At 38.5% G+C, this 22,974-nt stretch carries 25 protein-coding genes; 18 read left to right on the top strand and 7 right to left on the bottom strand.

Going from position 1 to position 22,974, the window contains the following annotated elements:
* Positions 1–45: 45 nt before the first annotated feature.
* The 6 genes from gyrB to dnaA all read right to left on the bottom strand — a co-directional run bounded on the left by gyrB (position 46) and on the right by dnaA (position 6,449).
* A complete protein-coding gene (gene gyrB / locus E2L03_RS19340) occupies positions 46–1,968 on the bottom strand; it encodes a DNA topoisomerase (ATP-hydrolyzing) subunit B (protein ID WP_162472435.1) in 1,923 nt (640 codons plus the stop codon).
* Between the two features lie 26 nt (positions 1,969–1,994).
* Positions 1,995–2,273, bottom strand: a complete 279-nt coding sequence (gene remB / locus E2L03_RS19335) for an extracellular matrix regulator RemB (RefSeq protein WP_051667704.1) — start codon at positions 2,271–2,273, stop codon at positions 1,995–1,997.
* A gap of 3 nt (positions 2,274–2,276) precedes the next feature.
* Positions 2,277–3,395 (bottom strand): DNA replication/repair protein RecF, encoded by a 1,119-nt coding sequence (recF, locus tag E2L03_RS19330; protein WP_038484748.1) that lies wholly within the window; start codon positions 3,393–3,395, stop codon positions 2,277–2,279.
* Between the two features lie 2 nt (positions 3,396–3,397).
* Positions 3,398–3,616: a S4 domain-containing protein YaaA gene (gene yaaA / locus E2L03_RS19325; protein ID WP_038484745.1), complete on the bottom strand. Its 219-nt coding sequence runs from the start codon at positions 3,614–3,616 to the stop codon at positions 3,398–3,400.
* Between the two features lie 162 nt (positions 3,617–3,778).
* The gene (gene dnaN / locus E2L03_RS19320) at positions 3,779–4,921 is read right to left on the bottom strand and encodes a DNA polymerase III subunit beta (RefSeq protein ID WP_055736078.1); all 1,143 of its coding nucleotides are present in this window, start codon (positions 4,919–4,921) and stop codon (positions 3,779–3,781) included.
* A 178-nt stretch (positions 4,922–5,099) separates the two neighbouring features.
* Complete coding sequence (gene dnaA, locus E2L03_RS19315) at positions 5,100–6,449, bottom strand: chromosomal replication initiator protein DnaA (protein WP_038484739.1); 1,350 nt, start codon at positions 6,447–6,449, stop codon at positions 5,100–5,102.
* A 537-nt stretch (positions 6,450–6,986) separates the two neighbouring features.
* Between dnaA and rpmH the strand changes: the two genes are divergently transcribed.
* The 11 genes from rpmH to E2L03_RS19260 all read left to right on the top strand — a co-directional run bounded on the left by rpmH (position 6,987) and on the right by E2L03_RS19260 (position 17,295).
* The gene (gene rpmH / locus E2L03_RS19310) at positions 6,987–7,124 is read left to right on the top strand and encodes a 50S ribosomal protein L34 (protein WP_035396906.1); all 138 of its coding nucleotides are present in this window, start codon (positions 6,987–6,989) and stop codon (positions 7,122–7,124) included.
* Between the two features lie 66 nt (positions 7,125–7,190).
* Positions 7,191–7,589, top strand: coding sequence for a ribonuclease P protein component (rnpA, locus tag E2L03_RS19305; RefSeq protein WP_134260153.1), 399 nt, complete (start codon positions 7,191–7,193; stop codon positions 7,587–7,589).
* Between the two features lie 13 nt (positions 7,590–7,602).
* The gene (gene yidC / locus E2L03_RS19300) at positions 7,603–8,418 is read left to right on the top strand and encodes a membrane protein insertase YidC (RefSeq protein WP_051667779.1); all 816 of its coding nucleotides are present in this window, start codon (positions 7,603–7,605) and stop codon (positions 8,416–8,418) included.
* 14 nt (positions 8,419–8,432) lie between these two features.
* Complete coding sequence (jag, locus tag E2L03_RS19295) at positions 8,433–9,065, top strand: RNA-binding cell elongation regulator Jag/EloR (protein WP_055736079.1); 633 nt, start codon at positions 8,433–8,435, stop codon at positions 9,063–9,065.
* 128 nt (positions 9,066–9,193) lie between these two features.
* On the top strand, positions 9,194–10,564 hold the full coding sequence (gene mnmE, locus E2L03_RS19290; protein WP_038484730.1) for a tRNA uridine-5-carboxymethylaminomethyl(34) synthesis GTPase MnmE: 1,371 nt from the start codon (positions 9,194–9,196) through the stop codon (positions 10,562–10,564).
* Positions 10,565–10,698: 134 nt separating this feature from the next.
* Entirely contained in the window at positions 10,699–12,588 is a 1,890-nt protein-coding gene (mnmG, locus tag E2L03_RS19285; RefSeq protein ID WP_134260151.1) for a tRNA uridine-5-carboxymethylaminomethyl(34) synthesis enzyme MnmG, read from the top strand.
* 10 nt (positions 12,589–12,598) lie between these two features.
* The gene (rsmG, locus tag E2L03_RS19280) at positions 12,599–13,312 is read left to right on the top strand and encodes a 16S rRNA (guanine(527)-N(7))-methyltransferase RsmG (protein ID WP_038484724.1); all 714 of its coding nucleotides are present in this window, start codon (positions 12,599–12,601) and stop codon (positions 13,310–13,312) included.
* 110 nt (positions 13,313–13,422) lie between these two features.
* The gene (gene noc, locus E2L03_RS19275; RefSeq protein ID WP_124742958.1) at positions 13,423–14,280 is read left to right on the top strand and encodes a nucleoid occlusion protein; all 858 of its coding nucleotides are present in this window, start codon (positions 13,423–13,425) and stop codon (positions 14,278–14,280) included.
* Positions 14,281–14,475: 195 nt separating this feature from the next.
* Positions 14,476–15,237: a ParA family protein gene (locus E2L03_RS19270; RefSeq protein ID WP_038486371.1), complete on the top strand. Its 762-nt coding sequence runs from the start codon at positions 14,476–14,478 to the stop codon at positions 15,235–15,237.
* Positions 15,230–16,096: a ParB/RepB/Spo0J family partition protein gene (locus tag E2L03_RS19265; protein WP_038484718.1), complete on the top strand. Its 867-nt coding sequence runs from the start codon at positions 15,230–15,232 to the stop codon at positions 16,094–16,096. The genes E2L03_RS19270 and E2L03_RS19265 overlap by 8 nt, the downstream gene beginning before the upstream one ends.
* 53 nt (positions 16,097–16,149) lie before the next feature.
* Entirely contained in the window at positions 16,150–17,295 is a 1,146-nt protein-coding gene (locus E2L03_RS19260) for an aminotransferase class V-fold PLP-dependent enzyme (RefSeq protein WP_134260149.1), read from the top strand.
* On the opposite strand, the gene yyaC is transcribed toward E2L03_RS19260, so the two are convergent.
* Positions 17,292–17,918, bottom strand: a complete 627-nt coding sequence (yyaC, locus tag E2L03_RS19255; RefSeq protein WP_055736084.1) for a spore protease YyaC — start codon at positions 17,916–17,918, stop codon at positions 17,292–17,294. The two genes, E2L03_RS19260 and yyaC, sit on opposite strands and share 4 nt — an antisense overlap.
* Positions 17,919–18,002: 84 nt before the next feature.
* Between yyaC and E2L03_RS19250 the strand changes: the two genes are divergently transcribed.
* The 7 genes from E2L03_RS19250 to E2L03_RS19220 all read left to right on the top strand — a co-directional run bounded on the left by E2L03_RS19250 (position 18,003) and on the right by E2L03_RS19220 (position 22,949).
* Positions 18,003–19,031, top strand: coding sequence for a YkvI family membrane protein (locus tag E2L03_RS19250; protein ID WP_038484709.1), 1,029 nt, complete (start codon positions 18,003–18,005; stop codon positions 19,029–19,031).
* Between the two features lie 64 nt (positions 19,032–19,095).
* Positions 19,096–19,293 (top strand): DUF951 domain-containing protein, encoded by a 198-nt coding sequence (locus tag E2L03_RS19245; RefSeq protein ID WP_038484706.1) that lies wholly within the window; start codon positions 19,096–19,098, stop codon positions 19,291–19,293.
* A gap of 48 nt (positions 19,294–19,341) precedes the next feature.
* Positions 19,342–20,442 carry a redox-regulated ATPase YchF gene (ychF, locus tag E2L03_RS19240; RefSeq protein ID WP_038484703.1) on the top strand — a complete coding sequence of 367 codons (1,101 nt, stop codon included), beginning with the start codon at positions 19,342–19,344 and terminating at the stop codon, positions 20,440–20,442.
* Positions 20,443–20,778: 336 nt separating this feature from the next.
* Positions 20,779–21,066 carry a 30S ribosomal protein S6 gene (gene rpsF / locus E2L03_RS19235; RefSeq protein WP_038484700.1) on the top strand — a complete coding sequence of 96 codons (288 nt, stop codon included), beginning with the start codon at positions 20,779–20,781 and terminating at the stop codon, positions 21,064–21,066.
* A gap of 38 nt (positions 21,067–21,104) precedes the next feature.
* The gene (gene ssb / locus E2L03_RS19230) at positions 21,105–21,590 is read left to right on the top strand and encodes a single-stranded DNA-binding protein (protein WP_038484698.1); all 486 of its coding nucleotides are present in this window, start codon (positions 21,105–21,107) and stop codon (positions 21,588–21,590) included.
* A gap of 25 nt (positions 21,591–21,615) precedes the next feature.
* Complete coding sequence (rpsR, locus tag E2L03_RS19225; RefSeq protein ID WP_035396877.1) at positions 21,616–21,849, top strand: 30S ribosomal protein S18; 234 nt, start codon at positions 21,616–21,618, stop codon at positions 21,847–21,849.
* Between the two features lie 164 nt (positions 21,850–22,013).
* Entirely contained in the window at positions 22,014–22,949 is a 936-nt protein-coding gene (locus tag E2L03_RS19220; RefSeq protein WP_166740382.1) for a DUF2232 domain-containing protein, read from the top strand.
* Positions 22,950–22,974 lie beyond the last annotated feature (25 nt).

Genomic DNA, 22,974 nt, shown 5'->3' with positions numbered 1-22,974 from the left:
ACAAAAACCTCCGCAACAGACTAAGTTACATCCTTAGTCCTCCTCTTAAATATCCAAGTTCTTAACATACTGTGCGTTCTCTTGAATGAAATCGCGTCGTGGCTCTACTCGATCACCCATTAACACTTCAAAAATTTCGTCTGCTTTTATCGCATCTGCTAGAGTTACTTGAAGCATATTTCTTGTGTCTGGATCCATTGTGGTTTCCCACAATTGAGTAGCGTCCATTTCCCCTAGTCCTTTATAACGCTGAATTCCAACCTTCGTTCGATCTTCAATGGTTGAGAGATGTGCATCTAATTCTCGATCTGAATAAACATACGTTACATTATTTTTTCCTTGTTCCACTTTATATAATGGCGGTTGAGCAATATACACAAAACCACTTTCAATTAATTCACGCATATAGCGATAGAAGAATGTAAGAATGAGCGTCCGAATATGGGCACCATCTACGTCCGCGTCTGTCATAATCACAATTTTGTGGTAGCGCGCTTTTTCTATATCGAATTCTTCGCCAATACCCGTGCCAATTGCTGTAATGATCATCCGGATTTCATTATTTGCTAGAATTTTATCCAAACGGGCTTTTTCTACGTTCAAAATTTTTCCTCTTAGAGGCAAAATCGCTTGGATATGAGGATCTCGTCCACCTTTAGCAGACCCACCGGCCGAGTCACCCTCTACAATAAATAATTCGCTAATGGTTGCATCTTTAGAAGAACAGTCTGTTAACTTACCAGGTAGTGAACTGACTTCTAACGCACTTTTGCGGCGTGTTAATTCACGTGCTTTCTTTGCAGCCTCTCTAGCTCTTGACGCCATTAAGCCTTTATCTACGATTTTTCGTGCAACCGTAGGGTTCTCTGCCATAAAACGTGAAAAGCTTTCAGAGAAGAGAGAGTCCGTAATGGTTCTTGCTTCACTGTTCCCTAGCTTTGTTTTCGTTTGTCCTTCGAATTGAGGTTCTGGAATTTTAACAGAAATAATAGCCGTTAATCCTTCTCGAACATCTTCACCGCTAAGATTCGGATCATTCTCTTTAAATAGGCTATTCTTTCTTGCATAATCGTTAATAACACGTGTTAAACCCGTTTTAAAGCCTGATTCATGTGTACCACCTTCGTGGGTATTGATGTTATTCGCAAATGAATAAATGCTGCTTGTATAGCCATCGTTATATTGAACTGCCACTTCGACGGTTAATCCTTCTTTTTCACCTTCAACATGGATAGGTTCAGCATGAAGCGCTTCTTTTGTACGATTTAAATGCATAACGAAAGAAGAAATACCACCTTCGTAATAATACGTAGCTGCTTTTCCATCTTCTGTTCTTTTATCAGCAATGTGAATCGTAAGCCCTTTATTTAAAAAGGCAAGCTCTCTTACACGACTTGCTAATGTATCGTAATCAAATTCTAACGTCTCTTTAAAAATGTCACCATCGGGCTTAAACGTAATAACGGTTCCTGTTTTTTCAGTCTCACCAATGATGTTTAAATCCTCTTGAGGCACACCTCTTGAATAAGATTGCTTATGGATTTTCCCGTCTAAATGAACGTTTACTTCTAAGTAAGTTGATAACGCATTTACAACAGATGCCCCTACACCGTGTAAGCCACCTGAGACTTTATAGCCGCCTCCGCCGAATTTTCCACCTGCGTGAAGAACAGTCATAATAACTTCAACTGCCGGTCGACCCATTTTTTCTTGAATACCAACAGGTATACCACGACCATTATCTTCCACCGTAATAGAATTGTCTTTTTCAATCGTTAATGTAATGGTGTCACAATAACCAGCCATTGCCTCATCAATACTATTGTCGACAATTTCCCAGACTAAATGGTGTAAGCCTTTTTGGCTTGTCGAACCGATATACATGCCAGGTCGTTTTCTTACTGCTTCTAATCCTTCAAGTACTTGTATTTGGCTTTCATCATACGTTTGATTTTGATCATTTTCCAACATTTTTCACCTTCTCGTTAGGGGTCCTATCCATTGGTTTCTTCTTCCTCAAATAAACGATCTAGCACGTTCTCTGTTGAGCGTTTATAGAGTGTTTGTGTGGAAACCGGAGAGTAGTACACATGATGATTTGTTACAATGACGCTTTTAATCGCGTCCGTTACATTGCCGATACACGTTTTTTGTATCGTTTGATTTTCAAGAAAAGCGAGTGTGTCTTTCGGTAACGCTTCTTCAACATATGGAAAAATACCAACAATCCGGTTAATTGGTAAAATAATATCTCCACCTACATGAATATACATCGTTTACTCCATTCGTTTGATTTCACCTTGGGTTACAGTAAAAATGCACGCTTCTTGCCGAACACTTTCATGTAGTCCGCTAATGGATGTCGTTGTTACAAACGTTTGTACGCGATTTTGAATCGTTTCTAGTAAATGAGATTGTCTATAATCATCTAGTTCTGATAGTACGTCATCTAGTAAAAGAACAGGATATTCGCCGACTTCATCATGAATTAAATCAATTTCTGCTAATTTAAGAGATAATGCTGTCGTTCGCTGTTGCCCTTGAGAACCGAACTTTTGAACATCTAAGTCATTAATGGTAAAAGCTAAATCATCTCGATGCGGCCCAAACAAGGTTGTTCCTCTTCTTACTTCTTCTTCTTTTTTCACTTCATACTTTTTTTGCATCGCTATTTTTATTTTCGACAGATTCCCCTCTTCTGATACCTCTAAAGAAGGGATATATTGAAGTCTTAACACTTCTTTACCTCTGCTAATCGAATCGTGAATCGGAACAGCCCATTTCTCTAGCTGTTTCGTAAACTCTCCACGCTTTTTCATAATAAAAGCCGCTCGCTCAATCATTTGTTCTGTTAAAATATCAAGCATTGTAAAATCTGTCGAACGCTTTTGCTGCATCGTTTTCAGTAAAACATTGCGTTGTTTCATTATTTTGCCGTAATGAGACAACTCATAGAGATAAACCGGACTAATCTGCCCTAACTCCATATCAATAAAACGTCTTCTTGTCTGCGGGCTTCCCTTAACCAGCTCTAAATCTTCCGGTGCAAACATGACGACGTTAATCGTTCCGACATAATCACTTAAACGTTTTTGTTCTAGCCCATTTATTTTACCGCGCTTTCCTTTCTGCGAGATAATCAAATCAAGCTCGACTTGACCAGTCCGATTTTCACCTTCGATATGAATTCGAGAAAATTCGTCATCGAATCGTATTAATTCTTTGTCTTTATTCGATCGATGGGATTTCGCAAGAGAGATTACATAAATCGCTTCTAGTAGATTGGTTTTACCTTGTGCGTTTTCTCCAATAAACACATTCACTTTATCACCAAACGACAGGGAAGCTCTCTCATAATTACGATAGGACGTTAATTCAATTTTTCTTATTAGCATCCTTACACCTTCGTAACGATTACAAAGGTTCGTCCATCTACTAAATCAATTTGATCATCAGGACGTAATTTCTTACCTCGGCGATTTTCTTCTTCCCCATTTACGTAGACGATATATTCACCTAAATACCACTTTGCCATTCCACCAGTATCAATTACTCCAGCTTCTTTTAGTAATTGACCAAGTGTAATGTATTCTGATTCAATCTCTATTTGTTCCAAGATCGTACACCTCACCATCTGCTAGACGAAGGGAAGACAGCATACGTCAAATGAATGCTGTCTCTAATTTGTTAGCTGTATCGTATTGTTCGCTCTAAAAAAATCTCTTTCTCTATTGTACTAAACGAATCGTCTCTAGCCAACCTTTTTTCATACAAGCTTTTAATAAGTCCGTACTGGTGAAAAGAGGTGTAGGTAACGATCAGAATCAATTGGACGGATCACAAACGGGCTCATCGCCCCTGTAAACATCAAATGAATCTCTTCACTATCAATCACTTTTAGAGCATCGATAATATTCTTACCGTTAAAAGAGATTCTTAGTTCTTCGCCTTCGTATCGTTCCACTTCCATTTGTTCGGTCACTTTCCCTACCTCTTGTGAAGTAGATGAAATTTCAATTTCGCCTTCTCCCAATGTTTTCATGTTTATGACATTGTTTTTGGCTTCTCTTGATAAAAGAAGCGCTCGTTCTAATGTCTGAAGCAACGGCTTCGTTTTCAACACAAAGCTCGTTCTTGATTGATTTGGAATCATGCTTGATGTAACTGGATACTTCCCTTCCAACAATCTGGAGAAAAACAATACGTGACCAAGTTTAAATAAAATTTGGTTTTCCGTTACAACGATGTCTACAGCATCAGATGTATCTTCTACAATTTTGCTCAACTCTTGTAAGCTTTTCCCTGGAATAACCACATTTTGAAAATGAAGGTCTTCATTCTCTACATCGATCTTTGTGCGTCGCATTGCCAAGCGATGACTATCTGTTGCAGTACAGATTAATCCATCTTCTTCTGTCTCGATGTTTACACCTGTCAACACCGGGCGTGTTTCCTGAGTGGACACCGCAAAGACAGTTTGGCGAATAACATTGCGGAGCATGTCTTGAGGCATAGAAAAAATCAAGTCCTCTTTTAACTGCGGAAGTCGTGGATATTCATCAGGGTCTAATCCATTTAATGTGAAAACAGAAGATCCAGAGCGAATCGTAGCAGCAAATTGATCATGGACCGTAATATCAATTGTATCGCCAGGTAATTTTTTCACTATTTCAGAAAAGTATTTTGACTGTAATACAATACTTCCTTCTTGCTCGACTTCAACAAGTTCTTTCTCATTTTCTACAGTTGGAATAAACGCTTCAATCGATAAGTCAGAATCACTTCCTGTTAACGTTAAGCCTTTTTTTGTAGCAACAATTTTTATTCCAGTAAGAATAGGGATCGTGGTTCTTGGAGAAACAGCTTTCGATACGTGTTGAACATCATGAACCATTCGGTTGCGATCAATTATGACATGCATACTTTGATACTCCTTTTCATAAACATATATAGTATTCTTTTTATTAATTAAAAGTCGTAGTAATAGTAATAGGGCTTGTGAGTTTGTGGATAACTAAAAAAATGCGTAAAGAGATAGCCTATTCACATGTGGGTAAATTGTGGATAGGCTTGTTCCAATTATACACATCATTCACAGCCTATTGGCGAAGCTGCTCGGTAATCATTTGAATTTTTTGTTGTAAATCTTGATCAGTTACGAGTAATTTGGAAATTTTCTCGTGGGCATGAATGACGGTTGTATGGTCACGGCCACCAAATTCACTACCGATCTTAGGTAAGGAAGCATCAGTCATTTCTCTTGAAAGATACATGGCAATTTGTCTAGGAAAGGCAACAGATTTTGTTCGTTTCTTTGCTTTGAAATCTTCTAATTTAACTTGATAATGGTCACCGACAAGTTTTTGAATATCTGAAATGCTGAGGGTTTTTGGTAGTGCATTTGGAATAATATCTTTTAAAGCTTCAGCAGCTAAATCTGCATTCATGTCTTGGTTAATCAGTGATGAATACGCAACAACACGAATTAAAGCACCTTCCAGCTCACGGATATTCGTGTCAATTTGATTCGCAATGTAAAGCATCACTTCGTTTGGAATATCAAGGTTTTCTGCTTTTGCTTTTTTTCTTAAAATAGCTATACGCGTCTCAAGATCAGGTGGTGTTATATCCGTTATTAAGCCCCATTCAAATCTTGAACGAAGACGATCTTCTAATGTAGGAATCTCCTTAGGAGGACGATCACTTGAAATCACGATTTGCTTTGACTCTTCGTGCAGAGCGTTAAATGTATGAAAAAACTCTTCTTGAGTTTGAATTTTCCCAGCAATGAATTGAATATCATCTATTAATAAGACATCGACATTGCGATATTTGTTGCGGAAATGAACCGCTTTGTTGTCACGAATGGCATTAATAAATTCATTAGTAAACTTTTCTGAAGAGAGGTAAACAACCTTTGCATTCGGATTATGTTCCATTACATAATGACCAATGGCATGCATTAAATGTGTTTTTCCTAATCCAACGCCACCATAAATAAAGAGTGGATTGTATGCTCTGGCTGGTGCTTCTGCAACGGCAAGTGATGCAGCATGAGCGAATCGGTTACCAGAACCAATAACAAAGGTATTAAAAGTGTATTTATCATTTAACATCGAACGATTTGTGTCATTTTGGGTAGCTAAATTTACTTCTGTCGCGGCAGGAGTTGGTTGTTCTTGAATGACTTCTTCTTGTTCGTGCTGTGGAATGACAAATTTCGGGTTTAGTCTTGCCCCAGTTAAATGCTCGATAATATCTGCTGCTAAGCTAGAATAATGATCTTCAAGCCAATCGCGAGCAAATTCATTTGGAGCTGTTATTGTGATAACGTCATTTTGCAAAGCCGTTGCTGTCGTTGATTTTAGCCAAGTTTCATAACTAGGCTTACTGACTCTCTGTTTCATTTCTTCAAGTACTTTATTCCATAGGTCATGAATATTTTCCAAAAAAGCCCCTCCTTCTGCGACATTCTCACACTGTACAACTTTTGTATAAGTAGCGGTATAAATATACGGACGAATATATACGACGAAACATTCATATTATAGGATGTTTCGTAGAAAAGCAACGACTTCAACAAACTGTGGATAACAAAATAAACAGATGGAAAGAACCTGTCCACAACCTTACCCACAGGCTGTGGACAGGTTCTTTGGTACATACATTGTCCACGAAAGAAATCTCTTATATCATAGCAAAAAAAAGCTTTAGTAGCAATGGAAGGATGAACTTATCCACAAAATACAGGATGTAGTGTTTTAGTGTTGTCCACAATACAAGATATGTGTAAATCCTTGTCGATAACGTGTAGATAACCATATGTGAATAAAAAATATGTCCACAAAGGTAGAGCATGGCGATGTGAAGAAGTGAAAAAAGAGGTTTAAAAGAAGTTTAGAATAAAGACTTGACACATACGGTCATACATCTATATAATTTTTGGGAGTGCCTTAAGATCTAAATCCTCGAAGGAGGTGGAATACATGGGTAAACCAACGTTCCAACCAAATAACCGTAAACGTAAAAAGAATCACGGCTTCCGTGCAAGAATGGCTACGAAAAATGGACGTAAAGTTCTTTCTCGCCGTCGTCAAAAAGGAAGAAAAGTATTGTCTGCATAGACCACTGACATCAGTGGTCTTTTTCAGGTTATATACATTATTTGAGTCAAGAGGGTCGTGAGACGAATGAAAAAAGAGCAACGTATTAAAAAAAATGAAGAATTTTCGGCTGTCTTTAATAGAGGATCATCAATGGCCAACCGTCAATTTGTTCTTTATATCTTGCCAAAAGAAGGACAAGATTCACTGCGCCTCGGATTATCTGTCTCAAAAAGAGTGGGAAATGCCGTTTGTCGAAATCGGATTAAACGTTATGTGCGTGAAGTATTTACTCAAATTCAGGGTGATTTAAAGCAGCATTACGATTATGTTGTCATAGCCCATAATCCTGTTAAAGACATGACATACCACGAAATAAAAAGTAGCTTGGAGCATGTACTTAGAAAATCAAAAATGATTGTTCGTGTTCAACAAAATAAAGAAAATCGACAGCTAGGAGGAAGAAAAGAAAGTGAAACGAATTAGCTGGCTCGTAGTCATGACGGGGATGCTCTTTTTTTTATCTGGCTGTTTTAATATTAACGAGCCTATTACATCAGAGAGCTCAGGTTTTTGGAATTCCTTCTTTGTGTATCCGTTATCACAATTAATTATTTTCATTGCAAACTGGGTAAATAGCTATGGATTTGCCATTATTATTGTAACGATTTTATTTCGATTCATTTTATTACCATTAATGGTGAAGCAAACAAAAAGTATGAAGGCGATGCAGCAGTTGCAGCCAGAAATGCAAAAATTACGCGAGACTCATAGCGCAAAAGATCAAAATACACGCTTAAAATTAAATGAAGAAATGCAGAAATTATTTGCAACACATAAAGTAAACCCTTTTGCAGGTTGTTTACCGATTTTGATTCAAATGCCGATTTTTCTTGCTATTTATCATGCGATTATGCGTACAGAAAATTTTCAAGGTGAGTCCTTTGCTTGGTTCCAATTAAGTGATCCGGACCCATTTTTCATCTTACCGATATTGGCGTTTGTGTTAACATTCGTGCAGCAAAAAATGATGATGGTGCAAAATAATCCACAGGCAAAAATATTATTATATCTTATGCCGTTTATGATTTTAGTAATCGGGATTTTCTTACCCGCTGCGGTTATTCTCTATTGGGTAGTAGGAAACATCTTCATGATTGCACAAACCTACTTTATTACTGGACCAAACACAGGAAAAAGAGGATTAGAATCCACTGTTGGTGTTAATCAAAGCTCGACAAGGGGTACGTATTCATCAAACGCAAAAAATAAAAGTTCAAGTAAGAAGAAGAAAAATAAGAAAAAACGGAAATAAGAAAGGGGTATCCTATGGCAACGAAGACGGTAAAAGGTCGGACTGTTGATGAAGCTGTACAAAAAGCATTAGACGAACTTAATGTAAAAAAAGATCAATTAATGTATAACGTAATTGAAGAACCACAAAAAGGTTTCTTAGGATTATTTGGTGGAAAACCTGCAGTAATTGAAGTTCGTGTAAAACCTAAAACCGAAGACGTTGCAGGATCCTTTCTTTTAAAAACCGCCGAATTAATGGGACTTTCCGTTACAATCGAGCAACAACGCGATGGAAAATATGTTGCGTTGAACCTTGTTACATCTGAAAATGCTGATCAAGGAAAGTTGATCGGAAAAAAAGGTCAAACACTTGATTCTTTAGAGCATTTAACAAACTTAGTTGTTGCCAATCAGGATACAAGCGATACTTCTCGTATTCGCTTAAATGCTGGCGGCTATAGGGAGAAGCGAGAAGAGACTTTACGTCAGCTAGCCCTTCGAATTAGTCAGAAGGCACATACAACAAAGGAAAAAGTGGTACTTGAGCCAATGTCTGCTCGTGAGCGTAAGGTGATCCATACAACACTAGCTGATAGTCAGATTGTCACAACTGAATCAAAAGGAAACGGTTCAAAACGACATGTTGTGGTTGAACCGGTTAAATAAGAAGTGCAAAAGCACTTCTTATTTTTTTGGAGCAATAAAAACTGGAAGAGAAAGTTCACATTGAAGCAATGGCTTTTCAACTATGCGTATGCTATTCTTATTAGTTGAAGCTGTATTTTACGGAGGTGATGAATGTGGATACAATCGCAGCAATATCTACGGCACTTGGAGAAGGAGCTATTGGAATTGTCCGGCTCAGTGGAGATCAAGCAATTGATATTAGTGACAAGCTCTTTAAAGGAACAACGAAATTGAGTGAAGTCAAGACGCACACCATTACTTATGGGCATCTAGTCGAAGGTAATGAGGTCATTGAAGAGGCTATGGTCACTGTTATGCATGGACCAAAAACGTATACGCGTGAGAACATTGTTGAGATTAACTGTCATGGAGGGTTAGTTTCTGTTAATCGCGTATTACAGGCAGCATTGTCACATGGTGCTCGGTTGGCTGAGCCGGGAGAATTTACAAAGCGTGCGTTTCTAAATGGGAGAATAGACCTTTCTCAAGCAGAAGGTGTAATGGATTTAATTCGTTCCAAATCGGATCAGGCAATGAACGTAGCGATGAGGCAAGTGGAGGGAAGATTGTCAGGAAAGATTCAACATCTTAGACAACAACTTTTAGAGACTGTTGCTGCGGTAGAAGTCAATATTGATTACCCTGAGTATGATGCAGAAACGATGACACAGCAAATTATTCGCGAAAAGATGATGCCAGTTTTAGTGGAAATCGATCATCTTCTCGTTACGGCGAAGCAAGGAAAAGTACTGCGTGAAGGATTGGCAACGGCTATTATCGGGCGCCCAAATGTAGGGAAGTCGTCCTTAATGAATAGTCTTGTACATGAATCAAAAGCGATTGTTACAGACATTCCAGGGACAACACGAGATACATTAGAAGAGTACGTTAATGTAAGAGGTGTACCCCTTCGATTAATTGATACAGCAGGTATTCGCGAAACAGAAGATATTGTCGAAAAAATTGGCGTTGAGCGTTCACGTAAGGCCTTAAAAGAAGCCGAGTTAATCTTACTCGTATTAAATAACAGTGAACCGTTAACGATGGAAGACGAAGCGCTTTTTAAAGCCGTTGAAGATATGGATGTTGTTATTATTGTTAATAAAACCGATCAGAAACAAGCAATTGACATTAAAAAGGTGCATCAGTTTGCAAACGGGCGACCAGTTGTGACTACGTCGTTGATTCATGATGAGGGTGTTGACCAATTAGAAGAAGCGATTAAACAATTGTTTTTTGCTGGTGATATTGAAGGTCAAGATCTGACCTACGTATCGAATGCTAGACATATAGGACTGTTAAATGAGGCGAAAAGACGTGCTGAGGACGCCCTACAGGCCACAGAGATGGATGTACCAGTCGACCTTATCCAGATTGATGTGACACGTACCTGGGAGCTCTTAGGAGAGATTATAGGGGAAGATGTGCAGGATAGTTTAATTGATCAGTTGTTTTCACAGTTTTGTTTAGGTAAATAAATGTTCTAAGAAGAATTGTGCATGTCGAGTTCGTTGAGTAATGAGATCGTTAGAAGCGAACTGATGTACTTCGAATAGTAAAAAATTTCGATTGAAAGGAAGGGAGACTAGAGCAACGATCTAGTCGAGCATATATGAATTATCAAGCTGATTCGTTTGATGTGATTGTCATCGGAGCAGGTCATGCAGGAGTGGAAGCAGGTCTTGCTGCTGCGAGGATGGGTTCGAACACGCTTATGCTTACGTTAAATTTAGATGCCATTGCATATATGCCGTGTAACCCGTCTGTAGGCGGTCCTGCAAAAGGGATTGTCGTTCGTGAAGTAGACGCTTTAGGCGGCGAAATGGGGCGAAATATTGATAAAACCCATATTCAAATGAGAATGTTAAATACGGGTAAAGGTCCGGCGGTTCGTGCCTTACGTGCGCAAGCCGATAAATTTCAGTATCAACATGAAATGAAAAAAACACTAGAGGAACAAGACAATTTATTAGTACGACAAGGAATGGTTGATCGATTAATCATTGAGGATGGCGAGTGTCACGGTGTTATTACCAATACAGGTGCTGAATATCGTGCGAAAGCTATTGTTATTACAACAGGTACTTATTTAAAAGGTAAAATTATTTTAGGTGAGCTATCTTATGAATCTGGTCCAAATAATATGCAGCCATCCATCAAGCTGTCTGATCACCTCAAGGAACTTGGATTTAACATTGTTCGTTTCAAAACAGGAACGCCCCCACGAGTAAATGGGAACACAATTGATTATACAAAAACAGAAATACAGCCAGGGGACGATAAGCCTCGTGCTTTTTCTTATGAAACCACAAAGTATATTACCGATCAGCTTCCATGTTGGTTAACCTATACCGGATCGGACACACATGAAATTATTAATGAAAATCTTGGACGTTCACCAATGTATTCAGGTATGATAGAAGGAACAGGACCAAGGTATTGTCCGTCTATAGAAGATAAGATTGTCCGCTTTAATGATAAGCCACGACACCAAATTTTTCTAGAGCCGGAAGGTCGAAACACAACAGAAGTATATGTGCAAGGTTTATCAACAAGTTTACCAGAGGATGTTCAGCTATCTATGCTTAAATCCATTCCTGGTCTTGAACATGTGAAAATGATGCGCCCTGGATATGCAATTGAATATGATGCCATCGTTCCTACACAATTGTGGCCGACTTTAGAAACAAAGGCAGTACCGGGGCTTTTTACAGCTGGACAAATTAATGGTACATCGGGCTATGAGGAAGCTGCTGGACAAGGGGTCGTTGCAGGAATTAATGCAGCAAGAAAAGTAGCAGGACAAGAGCCGCTAATTTTAGATCGTTCAGACGCTTATATTGGCGTTATGATTGATGATTTAGTTACAAAGGGTACAAATGAGCCTTACCGCTTACTTACGTCTAGAGCTGAATTCCGCTTAATTTTACGCCATGATAATGCAGACCTACGCTTAACAGAAAAAGGCTATAATTTAGGATTAATTTCTGAAGAGCGCTATGCTCAGTTTAAACACAAAAAAGAAGCAGTCGAACAAGAGATTAAGCGTATTAAAGGATTAATCGTGAAGCCATCATCTCAAGTGAATGAAGTTCTTATCCAGTTAGGCTCAAACGCTATGAATGAGGCAATTAAAGCAGAAGCGCTATTGAAGCGACCAGAATTGACGTATAACGATTTGATGAACATTGTGCCGCACCCTGATCAACAACTTGATGAGGACGTGTGCGAACAAGTTGAAATTCAAGTGAAGTATGAAGGGTATATCGAAAAACAGTGGCAGCAAGTTGAACGTTTAAAGAAAATGGAGCGTAAGCAAATCCCTGAAGACCTTGACTATGATGCTATACAAGGGCTTGCAACGGAAGCGCGACAAAAATTAAAAATGGTTAGACCTTTATCTGTAGGGCAAGCTTCCCGTGTATCTGGCGTTAATCCTGCAGACGTATCGATTTTACTTGTTTATTTGGAACAAGGACGTCTTGCCAAAACATCATCGTGAGGTTGTTTATATGAGTTACGAGAAGTTTCCAGAATTACTTGCTGAAAAAAATATCGTACTTTCATCTACTCAAGAAGAGCAGTTCAACCGTTATTTTGAACTGCTTGTTGAGTGGAATGAAAAAATTAACTTAACAGCAATTGTTGCTAAAGATGACGTGTATTTAAAGCACTTTTATGACTCACTTACCCCTAGTTTTTATTTTCCATTCACTAATCAATCTGTATTGGATATTGGAGCAGGAGCGGGATTTCCGAGTTTACCTTTGAAAATTCTTTATCCTGATTTACATGTATCAATTATTGATTCATTAAACAAAAGAATTGGTTTTCTGACGTTTTTAGCAGATGAATTAGGTCTTACAAATGTATCTTTTTACCATGATCGTGCTGAATTAGCAGGTAAAAATGCAATGCATAGAGAAAATTATGATATTGTGACAGCAAGAGCGGTTGCACGCATGTCTGTTTTAGCAGAACTATGTCTTCCATTTGTTAAAGTAGATGGATCTTTTATTGCGTTGAAAGCAGCAGGCGCTAATCAAGAGCTAAATGATGGAGAAAAAGCTATTACAACGATGGGTGGAAAAATAGAAAGCAATCATTTCTTTTCTTTACCAGTTGAACAGAGTGACCGTCATATTGTTACGATTAAAAAAATAAAAACAACACCAAAAAAGTATCCTAGAAAACCTGGAATGCCAAACAAACAACCGATTGTTTAAACGTTACGTAAAGGTTTCACGTGGAACAAATTCATTTAAACAAAGGAATGACTTTTATAGGTGTCGAACTATACATGATGGTTATTTAATAAAAGGTGGTGTCTGAGGCGATGAAGCAATCGTTTTCACGCCTATTTGGCTTAAATGATAAACATGACGATGGTGATTTAATCGAAAACGAAGAAGTAAAGCAAATTCCAGTTGAAGACATTGTGCCAAATCGCTTTCAGCCAAGAACGGTTTTTGATGAAGAGCGGATTACTGAATTAGCACAAACCATTCGTACACATGGAATTATACAGCCAATTGTAGTGCGTATTAGAGAAGAGAAGTATGAAATTATTGCAGGTGAGCGGCGATTTAGAGCTGTTTCGTCTTTAGGTTGGGAAACGATCCCTGCTATTATAAAAGAGTTTAATGATTCACAAACAGCTTCAATTGCCTTAATTGAAAACTTACAGCGTGAAGGTTTGACGGCTATTGAAGAAGCCACGGCTTATGCGAAGTTAATTGAAATTCATCAATTAACACAGGAAAGCCTTGCGCAACGTCTTGGAAAAGGACAATCAACGATTGCAAACAAACTAAGACTATTAAACTTGCCGAAAAAAGTGCAAGATGCTATTTTAAATCGCTTAATTTCAGAACGCCATGCTAGAGCACTTATTGGGTTAAAAGGTAATAACGAGGCGCAAGAACTTATTTTGGAACAAATTATTTCAGAACAGTTAAACGTAAAACAAACAGAAGAACGCGTGCAACAGTTCCTTTATCCTGATCTTGAAGAAAAGGATGAGCCAAAAAAGAAAAAAGCAACGCGTAAATCGTATCCAAAGGATATGCGAATTGCAATGAATACGATTCGTCAATCTGTGGATATGGTGATGAAAACAGGGCTGAAAGTCGATACCGATGAAGAAGATAATGATGAATTTTACCAATTTACCATCCGAATACCTAAAAAGTGATCTATCTATTACAAAAAGATAGGTCTTTTTTTTAATAGGTTTATCGTCAATTTATGCTAAAATAAAAGTAATCTATTCCAAATGAAGGTTAAAGCGAGCGTTATATGCTCAATGAATGACTTTTTTAGGGGATTGCGATTAATGCAAGGAAATAAAGAGGGAATGTTTCTGCAACGAAGGAAAGTAGGTGTCCAAGTGTCAAAAATTATCGCTGTCGCAAACCAAAAAGGCGGCGTTGGGAAGACAACTTCTTCAGTGAATTTAGCAGCATGTTTAGCTCATTTAGGGAAAAAGGTACTTCTAGTTGATATAGATCCGCAAGGGAACGCAACGAGTGGAGTAGGTGTTGAAAAAGGGGATGTCGATGAATGCATCTATGATGTCCTGATTGATGATGTACCGGCTAGCAAAGTTATTTTTCCAACGAGTGTTCGTAATTTAGATGTTATTCCTGCGACAATTCAATTATCTGGTGCGGAAATTGAACTCGTACCAACAATTTCTCGAGAAGTTCGTTTAAAGAAAGCCTTAACACCATTAAAAGAAACGTATGATTATATCTTTATTGATTGTCCACCGTCATTAGGCCTGCTAACAATAAATGCGCTAACAGCGTCAGATTCGGTTATTATTCCAGTTCAATGTGAATATTACGCTTTAGAAGGTTTAAGCCAGCTTTTAAATACCGTTCGACTGGTACAAAAGCATTTAAACACATCATTAGCGATTGAAGGCGTGCTGCTTACAATGTTGGATGCACGAACAAATCTTGGTATTCAAGTAATCGAAGAAGTGAAAAAGTACTTTAGAGATAAAGTGTTTGATACGATAATCCCTAGAACAATCCGTCTTGGAGAAGCGCCAAGTTATGGAAAACCAATCATTGAATACGATGCGAAGTCACGTGGAGCAGAAGTGTACATAGACTTAGCAAAGGAAGTGGTTGCAAATGGTTAAATCGATTGGAAAGAAAGGTTTAGGTAAAGGATTAGAAGCTTTTTTTCCGAACGAAAGTGAACAAAGTCAGGAGCAAGTCACATATATTTCTGTGTCAGAAGTAAGGCCTAACCCGTATCAACCTAGAAAAACATTTTCAGAAGAATCTTTAAAAGAATTAAGTGATTCGATTAAAGAACATGGCATCTTACAGCCAATTACTGTAAGGAAATCAATTAAAGATTATGAAATTGTTATGGGAGAACGTCGTGTTAGAGCAGCCAAACAAGCTGGATTAGATCAGATTCCTGTTATCATTCAAGAATTAGATGAAAAGAAAATGATGGAAATTGCATTAATTGAAAACTTACAGCGGGAAGACTTGAATCCAATTGAAGAAGCGATTGCCTATGAAAAATTGATGAGCTACTCAAATAGCACACAAGAACAACTGGCAAAGCGATTAGGGAAGAGTAGACCGCATATTGCGAACCATATGCGATTGTTACAGCTCCCTAAAGTGGTGCAAGAGTTTATATCTGTCGGTAAGCTTAGTATGGGTCATGGGAGAGCTTTACTTGGATTACAAAATAAAGATAAACTATCGCAAGTACTCGAGAATGTTCTTCAAGAGAAGCTCAGTGTTCGCGAAGTCGAAAAGCTCGTTCAAGAGATTAATGAACATGTTCCACGTGAAACAAGAGAGGTGAAAGTGAAATTATCACCTTTTCTTAAAAACCATCAAGAACGTTTAAGGGACTCCCTTGGGACCTCAGTCATGATTAAACCAGGGAAGAAAAAAGGGAAAATAGAAATTGATTATTTCTCTGAAGATGATTTAGAGAGAATTTTAGATATTTTAATACAAACGAAAGAATAAAGAAGCATGTCCTCCTTAAAGAGGCGGCTTCTTTTTTGGAAGGAGAGAAATCAATGTATTACTTTGATCACGCGACAACCTCATTTCCTAAGCCGAAACGGGTGATTGACTCGGTTGTCACTACGATGGAAATGCATGGCGCAAACCCTGGAAGAGGAGGACATTCTTTATCTAGACAAGCCTCTGAATTGGTTTTGCAAACAAGGCAAAAGATCGCTGCATTCTTTCACGCGCCATCGGAAGAACACGTATGGTTTTATCCAAATGCAACGTTTGCGTTAAATCAAGCTATTATTGGTTTTCCGTTTTCAAATGGAGATGAAGTTGTTACAACGCATTTTGAACATAATTCAGTCCTTCGACCCTTATATGCAATGGAAAAGCAAGCGGGTATCATCATTCGATTTGCCGGTGGAAAAACAGGCGAGGAAACGGCTGCTAGTGTAGTAGAAGCGATTAATGATAAAACGAAATTTGTCGTTATTAATCATGCTTCAAACGTTACAGGGGAAATCGTACCATTAACGCCGATTTCTGAAAAAGCGAAGTCTGTAGGAGCAATCCTTTGTGTTGATGCATCACAAACAGCAGGAACGATTTCCATTAATATGGAGAGAGATGGGATTGATCTGCTTGCTTGCCCGGGTCACAAAGGGTTGTTAGGTCCTCAAGGTACAGGTATCTTACTATCAAAACATGATTATCACTTAAAACCAATGACGTATGGCGGTACTGGCCATAGTTCTGAAAGTAAAGATCAGCCAATTATGTGGCCTGAGCGATATGAAGCAGGCACGCTAAATACACCTGCTATTGCAGGACTAGGGGCTGGAATAGATGAGCTTGAGTATTTAGGAGGAACGGAGGCAATCTATCAGCATGAAGTACAGTTAGTTGATTATTTTTTACGAGAGATTGCTAATGTAAACGTATCATTTGTTGGCTCGGAAACAAGTGAAGGTCGCTTAGCCGTTGTTTCATTCGCCTTTGCTGAATTAAGCAGTCAAGAGTGTGCCATTATTCTTGATCAACACTATCAAATTGCAGTCAGAGCTGGCTTGCATTGCGCTCCCAAATTGCATGAGTGGTTTGGCTCGATTGACAAAGGATTAGTACGTGTGAGCTTTGGACCTTATACGACAATGAATGATGTTCGAGTCCTTATCCAAGCAATAAAGGAAATCGGAGCGTCGTTTTAAAGCTCGGTAAAAATGCCTTTCTTTTGAAAAAGAGAAGGGTGTTTTTTTATGCTTTGTTTCAATTGCATATCTACATAAGTGAAAACAGTTTGAAGTTTTTCAGCCATTGTCATGACCTCATGAAGACGAGTGCTTTGAAGTATATGGAAATCCATTAAGCCAGCAGCATTCACCACTCCAGTAAGAGAACAATCACCAACTTCAGGCAAAGACTTTCCCATAGCTGCTCCTGGCTTCAATGATTGATTTGAAAGTGTGATCGATCCAACGTGCGCTTGTCGCCCTAAACAAGCATCAACGGCAATAAGAAAAGCATTAGGATGAAGCTCGTGAATCTCTTTTAATCGATTTTCTAAATTCACTGCATGAAGAGGTTCTTCTAATGTTCCATAAACGGTAAATTGAGTGAGATGGCACTTCTGAAGCATCGTTCCAAGAAGTGGCCCAAGTGCATCGCCTGTAGAACGGTCAGTCCCTATACAAGCAACGATAAATTCCTTTGAAGCGTGTTGTCGACAAAATGAAAGAAGGGACTTCCCTAGCTCTTGTGTAAATCCAACATCATCCATATGCATACGTTTTGAAAACACTTTTTTTCTGAAAGGCCAAAGGTTTGTACTCATATTATTAACTCCTTCACCATAGTAGTAACAGTATAGTAGATTTCTAGAAAATCTATACATGCTGAATCAGCGAGGGTGAGGATTTTGTGGGGAAATGGGTTAAAGTGGATGTTTTTAATAGTAGGAACAATTATTGGAGCAGGTTATGCTTCAGGGAGAGAGCTATGGGAATTTTTTGGAGCTGAAAGCGGGCTAGCCATCGTACTGTTTGCTATTCTTTTTTCTATTAGCTGTGCTGTTATTTTAACGGTGTCTAAGAAAGAACAAACGACTCATTATCTCCCAGTGCTAGAAAAAGTATTAGGAAAGCGATTAGCTAAAGCCTATGATGTTATGATTATTCTCTATTTATTTTCAGTAACAGTGATTATGCTTGCAGGGGCTGGAGCCACTCTCGAGGTCTACCATATTCCAACTTGGCTTGGCATTATCGTCAACGGATTTCTTGTTGTTCTTATTTTTATAAAAGGTACAAGCGGTATGACAAAAATCAATGCGCTCCTTATTCCTATTCTTATTGTTTGCTTATTGGCGGTTTTACTTGTCTATCAACAGTCAATTGGTTTTACATTTTCATTTAATTTGCAAGAGCAAAAAAATTGGCCGGCGTCATTAACGTTTACATCATTAAATATTCTACCAATCATTGCTGTATTAGGCGCTGTCGGAAACCAAATTCATCATCGAGGTGAAATCTACATTGCAAGTATCGGAAGTGGTGTTATTTTAGGTACGGTTTCGTATATTTATAATGAATCTTTGCTTACAGTTGCTCAAGAAATCATTTTCTATGAGATACCATTATTCGTTATACTAAAACATTACCCTTCAGTAATGGTAGTAGCGATCTCACTGGTCCTCTGGCTAGCAATTTATACAACTGCTGCTTCAGGTGTATTAGGGTTATTATCTCGTATTCAAGTGAAAGTTACCGGTGAACCGTGGGTAATTGCATTGCTCCTCGTTGCATTGATGGCACCATTGACACTGTTTGGGTTCTCTACGTTAATTTCGATTTTGTATCCTCTATACGGAATTTTAAATTTATATATCCTTGCTGCGCTACTGTTATACCCAATTTTAAGGCACCCTGCCACAAAAAAGAAGCGCTGACACTACAAAGGCAGCACTCCTTCGTGTATAATACAAGCAGAAATACCCGAAGGAGGAAAGAACATTGGCAAACAAGGAATTTGCGCTACATGATGTCGTAGAAATGAAAAAGCCGCACCCTTGTGGGGAAAATCGCTGGAAGATTATCCGCATGGGAATGGATGTACGTATAAAATGCTTAGGTTGTCAACATAGTGTCATGCTGCCACGTCGGGATTTCTCAAAGAAGCTAAAAAAAGTAATCGAGTCTGAGAACCAGTAAAAACACTGTTCGGATTTGAGAATCGATAAATAAAAGGACGTGACGGAAGTGGCTTTAACGACAGGAATTGTTGGTTTACCAAACGTTGGGAAATCAACCTTATTTAATGCAATCACACAAGCTGGTGCTGAATCTGCAAACTATCCCTTTTGTACGATTGACCCGAATGTAGGGATTGTTGAAGTACCAGATTCTCGTTTAAATAAACTAACAGAACTTGTAAAACCAAAAAAAACGGTACCAACAGCTTTTGAATTTACAGATATTGCTGGGATTGTGGAAGGCGCGAGTAAAGGGGAAGGGTTAGGAAATAAATTCTTATCTCATATCCGTCAAGTAGATGCGATTTCCCATGTTGTTCGTTGCTTCGCAGACGATAATATAACCCATGTGTCTGGTGGCGTAAATCCGTTAAGAGATATTGAAGTCATTAATTTAGAGTTGATTTTGGCTGATTTAGAATCGGTTGATAAACGGTTAACGAGAGTAGCAAAGCTAGCTAAGACAAAAGACAAAGAAGCTGTTGCGGAGCTTGCTGTACTTGAGCTTCTAAAGGATGCATTCGAAAACGAAAAGCCTGCACGTAGCATCGATTTCGATGACGACCAGCTTAAAATTGTAAAACAGCTTCATTTATTAACCAGTAAGCCAGTTTTATATGTTGCAAACGTTTCTGAAGACGATCTTGTTGCTGAAGAAGATAATGACTATGTGAAGCAAGTAAAAGAATTTGCGAATCAAGAGAATAGCAATGTCATCGTAGTATGTGCAAAGATTGAATCTGAGATTGCTGAACTTGAAGGTGAAGAAAAAGAAATGTTCTTGGAAGAATTAGGGATTGAAGAATCCGGTCTTGACCAGTTAATTCGTGCTGCCTATTCTTTACTTGGACTAGAAACGTATTTTACAGCTGGTGAACAAGAAGTGAGAGCATGGACATTCCGTAATGGAACAAAGGCACCTCAAGCTGCAGGAATCATTCACACAGACTTTGAACGTGGCTTTATTCGCGCAGAAACCGTTTCCTACCATGATTTAGTTGATGCAGGAACGATGGCAGTTGCCAAAGAACGAGGTAAAGTTCGCCTCGAGGGGAAAGATTATGTCGTTAAAGATGGCGATGTTATCCATTTCCGTTTTAATGTATAAAGAGTTATGCGAGTAGAAGAGGCTGTACATTGTGTACAGCTCTTTTTTTATTGATTCAAAAAGGTGATGTCGAAAAATATCGCTGTGATGTTAGAAGGAATTAAGCAAAAGAAAGCGTAATAGGTATGTAAGCTCCAAGAAATCTTCGCAAAACCACACCCTCATGTATTTTTCCCAATTCGTTAACTACTTTTTTATATAAAGGCAGGTGATGTTAATTTGTAGCTTGCTCATTAACTTCTGAAATGATATAATCATTGAATGTGAGTGAATTAGTTTTTGCTCCTTGCTCTGCTTTACAAACAGAGCCGTTTAGACCAAGAGGAGGTGAATGGAATGCGTAAGTACGAAATTATGTACATTATCGCTCCAAACCTAGAAGAGGCAGCAAACAAAGAAATCGTTGAGCGTTACAGCAATGTGCTCACTGATAATGGTGCTGAAATCTTAAAGGTAGACGAGATCGGTAAAAAACGTTTAGCTTATGAAATCAATGATTTCAAAGACGGCTACTACGTTCTTATTAGCGTACAAGCGAACACTGAAGCAATCAATGAATTTAATCGTCTGATTAAAATCAATGATAATGTGATCCGTGTCCTTGTTACAAAAGACGAACAATAATAACGATAAAATAAACGAGCTAGGCTGGAGGGATCGCATTGTTAAACCGTGTTGTTCTTGTTGGCCGATTAACCCGTGACCCTGAGCTTCGTTTTACCCCGAATGGTGTTGCTGTTGCGAACTTTACGTTAGCAGTCAACCGTCCATTCTCTAATCAACAAGGGGAAAGAGAAGCGGATTTCATTAATTGTGTTGTTTGGAGAAAGCCAGCGGAAAACGTAGCGAATTTCTTGAAAAAAGGAAGTTTAGCAGGCGTTGATGGACGAGTTCAAACGCGCAGTTATGATAATAATGAAGGAAAACGAGTCTTTATAACTGAAGTCGTGGCTGAGAGTGTTCAATTCCTTGAACCTCGTAATAGCCAAAACAATCAAAACCAAAACTTCGGTGGTTCTCAAGGAAATTATGGATCAGGTTCAGGGAACACAGGTTCAAGTGGTGGTAATCGTTCAAACGGTTATGACAATGATCCGTTCTCGAACGATGGTTCAATTGATATTTCTGATGATGACTTACCATTCTAATAACAAATAGAAAGGAGAATGTCTTATGGCACGTCGCGGTCGTCCAAAGCGTAGAAAAGTTTGTTTCTTTACAGCAAACAAAATTACGCACATTGATTATAAAGATGTTGATTTGCTTAAACGTTTCATCTCTGAGCGTGGTAAAATTCTTCCACGTCGCGTAACTGGAACATCTGCAAAATATCAACGTAAATTGACTGTTGCAATTAAGCGCAGCCGTCAAATTGCTTTACTTCCTTACGTAAACGAAGTAAATTAATGTTGCGATAAAAGAGGGTGGATTAAGCCGGCTTTCGAAAAGCCAGTTTGATTGCTCTCTTTTTTTAATTTCAATTGAACTCGCTTTTACTTTCACAGTAATTGCGATAAAATAGAAAAAGGCTGTGGAAAGAAACAGCTTGCACGCTTAAAAGAGGTGACGAATTGGAAGACAAGAACGTTGTAACAAGAGGGATAATAAACGGGTTACTGTTTGTTCTATTGTACACTCTGCTTGTTACTGGTATTCCCTTAATCAACACACTTGCATTTATCGCACTTCCATTACCGCTTCTTTATATAACCGCAGTGTATGGATTGAAAACAGGAACGATGGTCGCTAGCGTGGCGACAGTGGCGACAGTTGGGTTATCGCTTGTTTTTTCAAGTATGATACTTGTCCCCATTTGTTTCGCTGTAATCGGTGTTCTCGTTGGTTATTATCAATATATGAGGAAGTCGGCGGTCGAACGAATCGTTGTATTCATTATTGCGCCGTTTTTATCTTTAGCTATGATCTATGTGATCATTGAAGGATTATATGATGTGTCGATTTTAGGTGCGGTGCGAGAAACATTAGTAGAAACCCAAAGGCTAGCTGAGTCGTTTGCTGTTGATGTATATGATGACGCGTTTATCCGAGAATATATGCAGATGCTACAAGATATGATGCCTTTTTTACTCCTCGTATTCGGTACAATGTATGGGTTTATCCTTTATGGACTGTCTACGCTTGTGTATAAACGAGTAGGAATACAATATGATAAACTTCCTGCCTTTCGCAACTGGCAGTTTCCGAGATCTATTATTGCTTTCTATTTTTTGTTTATGCTTCTAGGGTTCATTTCGTTTGAGCAGGGTTCTCTTATGGCGAGCCTTTCGTTAACAGGGTTTAACATCTTTAGTATTTTTCTTCTGATACAAGGTCTATCTTTTATCCAAACCTATATGTATGATAAAAAGGCATCGAAAACAGTAATCGTGATTGTCACGTTTGGACTGGTGCTGTTGATGTTGGTTATGCAGTTAACGATACTATTCATAAAGATTATCGGATTGATGGATTTGATGTTACGCTTAAGGGATCGATTAAAGGAATAAATTTGGCCGTAATGAGTAGGAGATG

This window comes from Shouchella oshimensis (genome assembly GCF_004375095.1).
Classification (GTDB): domain Bacteria; phylum Bacillota; class Bacilli; order Bacillales; family Bacillaceae_D; genus Shouchella; species Shouchella oshimensis.
This window is presented reverse-complemented; position numbering and strand designations above follow the sequence as displayed.

What these genes read in the sequence shown, in the direction of transcription:
- jag (WP_055736079.1), top strand. Translation starts at nt 8,433, where the DNA reads ATGGCAACGAAGACGGTAAAAGGTCGGACTGTTGATGAAGCTGTACAA.
- recF (WP_038484748.1), bottom strand. Translation starts at nt 3,395, where the DNA reads ATGCTAATAAGAAAAATTGAATTAACGTCCTATCGTAATTATGAGAGA.
- mnmE (WP_038484730.1), top strand. Translation starts at nt 9,194, where the DNA reads ATGAATGTGGATACAATCGCAGCAATATCTACGGCACTTGGAGAAGGA.
- rpmH (WP_035396906.1), top strand. Translation starts at nt 6,987, where the DNA reads ATGGGTAAACCAACGTTCCAACCAAATAACCGTAAACGTAAAAAGAAT.
- E2L03_RS19265 (WP_038484718.1), top strand. Translation starts at nt 15,230, where the DNA reads ATGGTTAAATCGATTGGAAAGAAAGGTTTAGGTAAAGGATTAGAAGCT.
- rsmG (WP_038484724.1), top strand. Translation starts at nt 12,599, where the DNA reads ATGAGTTACGAGAAGTTTCCAGAATTACTTGCTGAAAAAAATATCGTA.
- rpsR (WP_035396877.1), top strand. Translation starts at nt 21,616, where the DNA reads ATGGCACGTCGCGGTCGTCCAAAGCGTAGAAAAGTTTGTTTCTTTACA.
- rnpA (WP_134260153.1), top strand. Translation starts at nt 7,191, where the DNA reads ATGAAAAAAGAGCAACGTATTAAAAAAAATGAAGAATTTTCGGCTGTC.
- mnmG (WP_134260151.1), top strand. Translation starts at nt 10,699, where the DNA reads ATGAATTATCAAGCTGATTCGTTTGATGTGATTGTCATCGGAGCAGGT.
- noc (WP_124742958.1), top strand. Translation starts at nt 13,423, where the DNA reads ATGAAGCAATCGTTTTCACGCCTATTTGGCTTAAATGATAAACATGAC.
- dnaN (WP_055736078.1), bottom strand. Translation starts at nt 4,921, where the DNA reads ATGCATGTCATAATTGATCGCAACCGAATGGTTCATGATGTTCAACAC.
- yyaC (WP_055736084.1), bottom strand. Translation starts at nt 17,918, where the DNA reads ATGAGTACAAACCTTTGGCCTTTCAGAAAAAAAGTGTTTTCAAAACGT.
- E2L03_RS19260 (WP_134260149.1), top strand. Translation starts at nt 16,150, where the DNA reads ATGTATTACTTTGATCACGCGACAACCTCATTTCCTAAGCCGAAACGG.
- rpsF (WP_038484700.1), top strand. Translation starts at nt 20,779, where the DNA reads ATGCGTAAGTACGAAATTATGTACATTATCGCTCCAAACCTAGAAGAG.
- yidC (WP_051667779.1), top strand. Translation starts at nt 7,603, where the DNA reads ATGACGGGGATGCTCTTTTTTTTATCTGGCTGTTTTAATATTAACGAG.
- remB (WP_051667704.1), bottom strand. Translation starts at nt 2,273, where the DNA reads ATGTATATTCATGTAGGTGGAGATATTATTTTACCAATTAACCGGATT.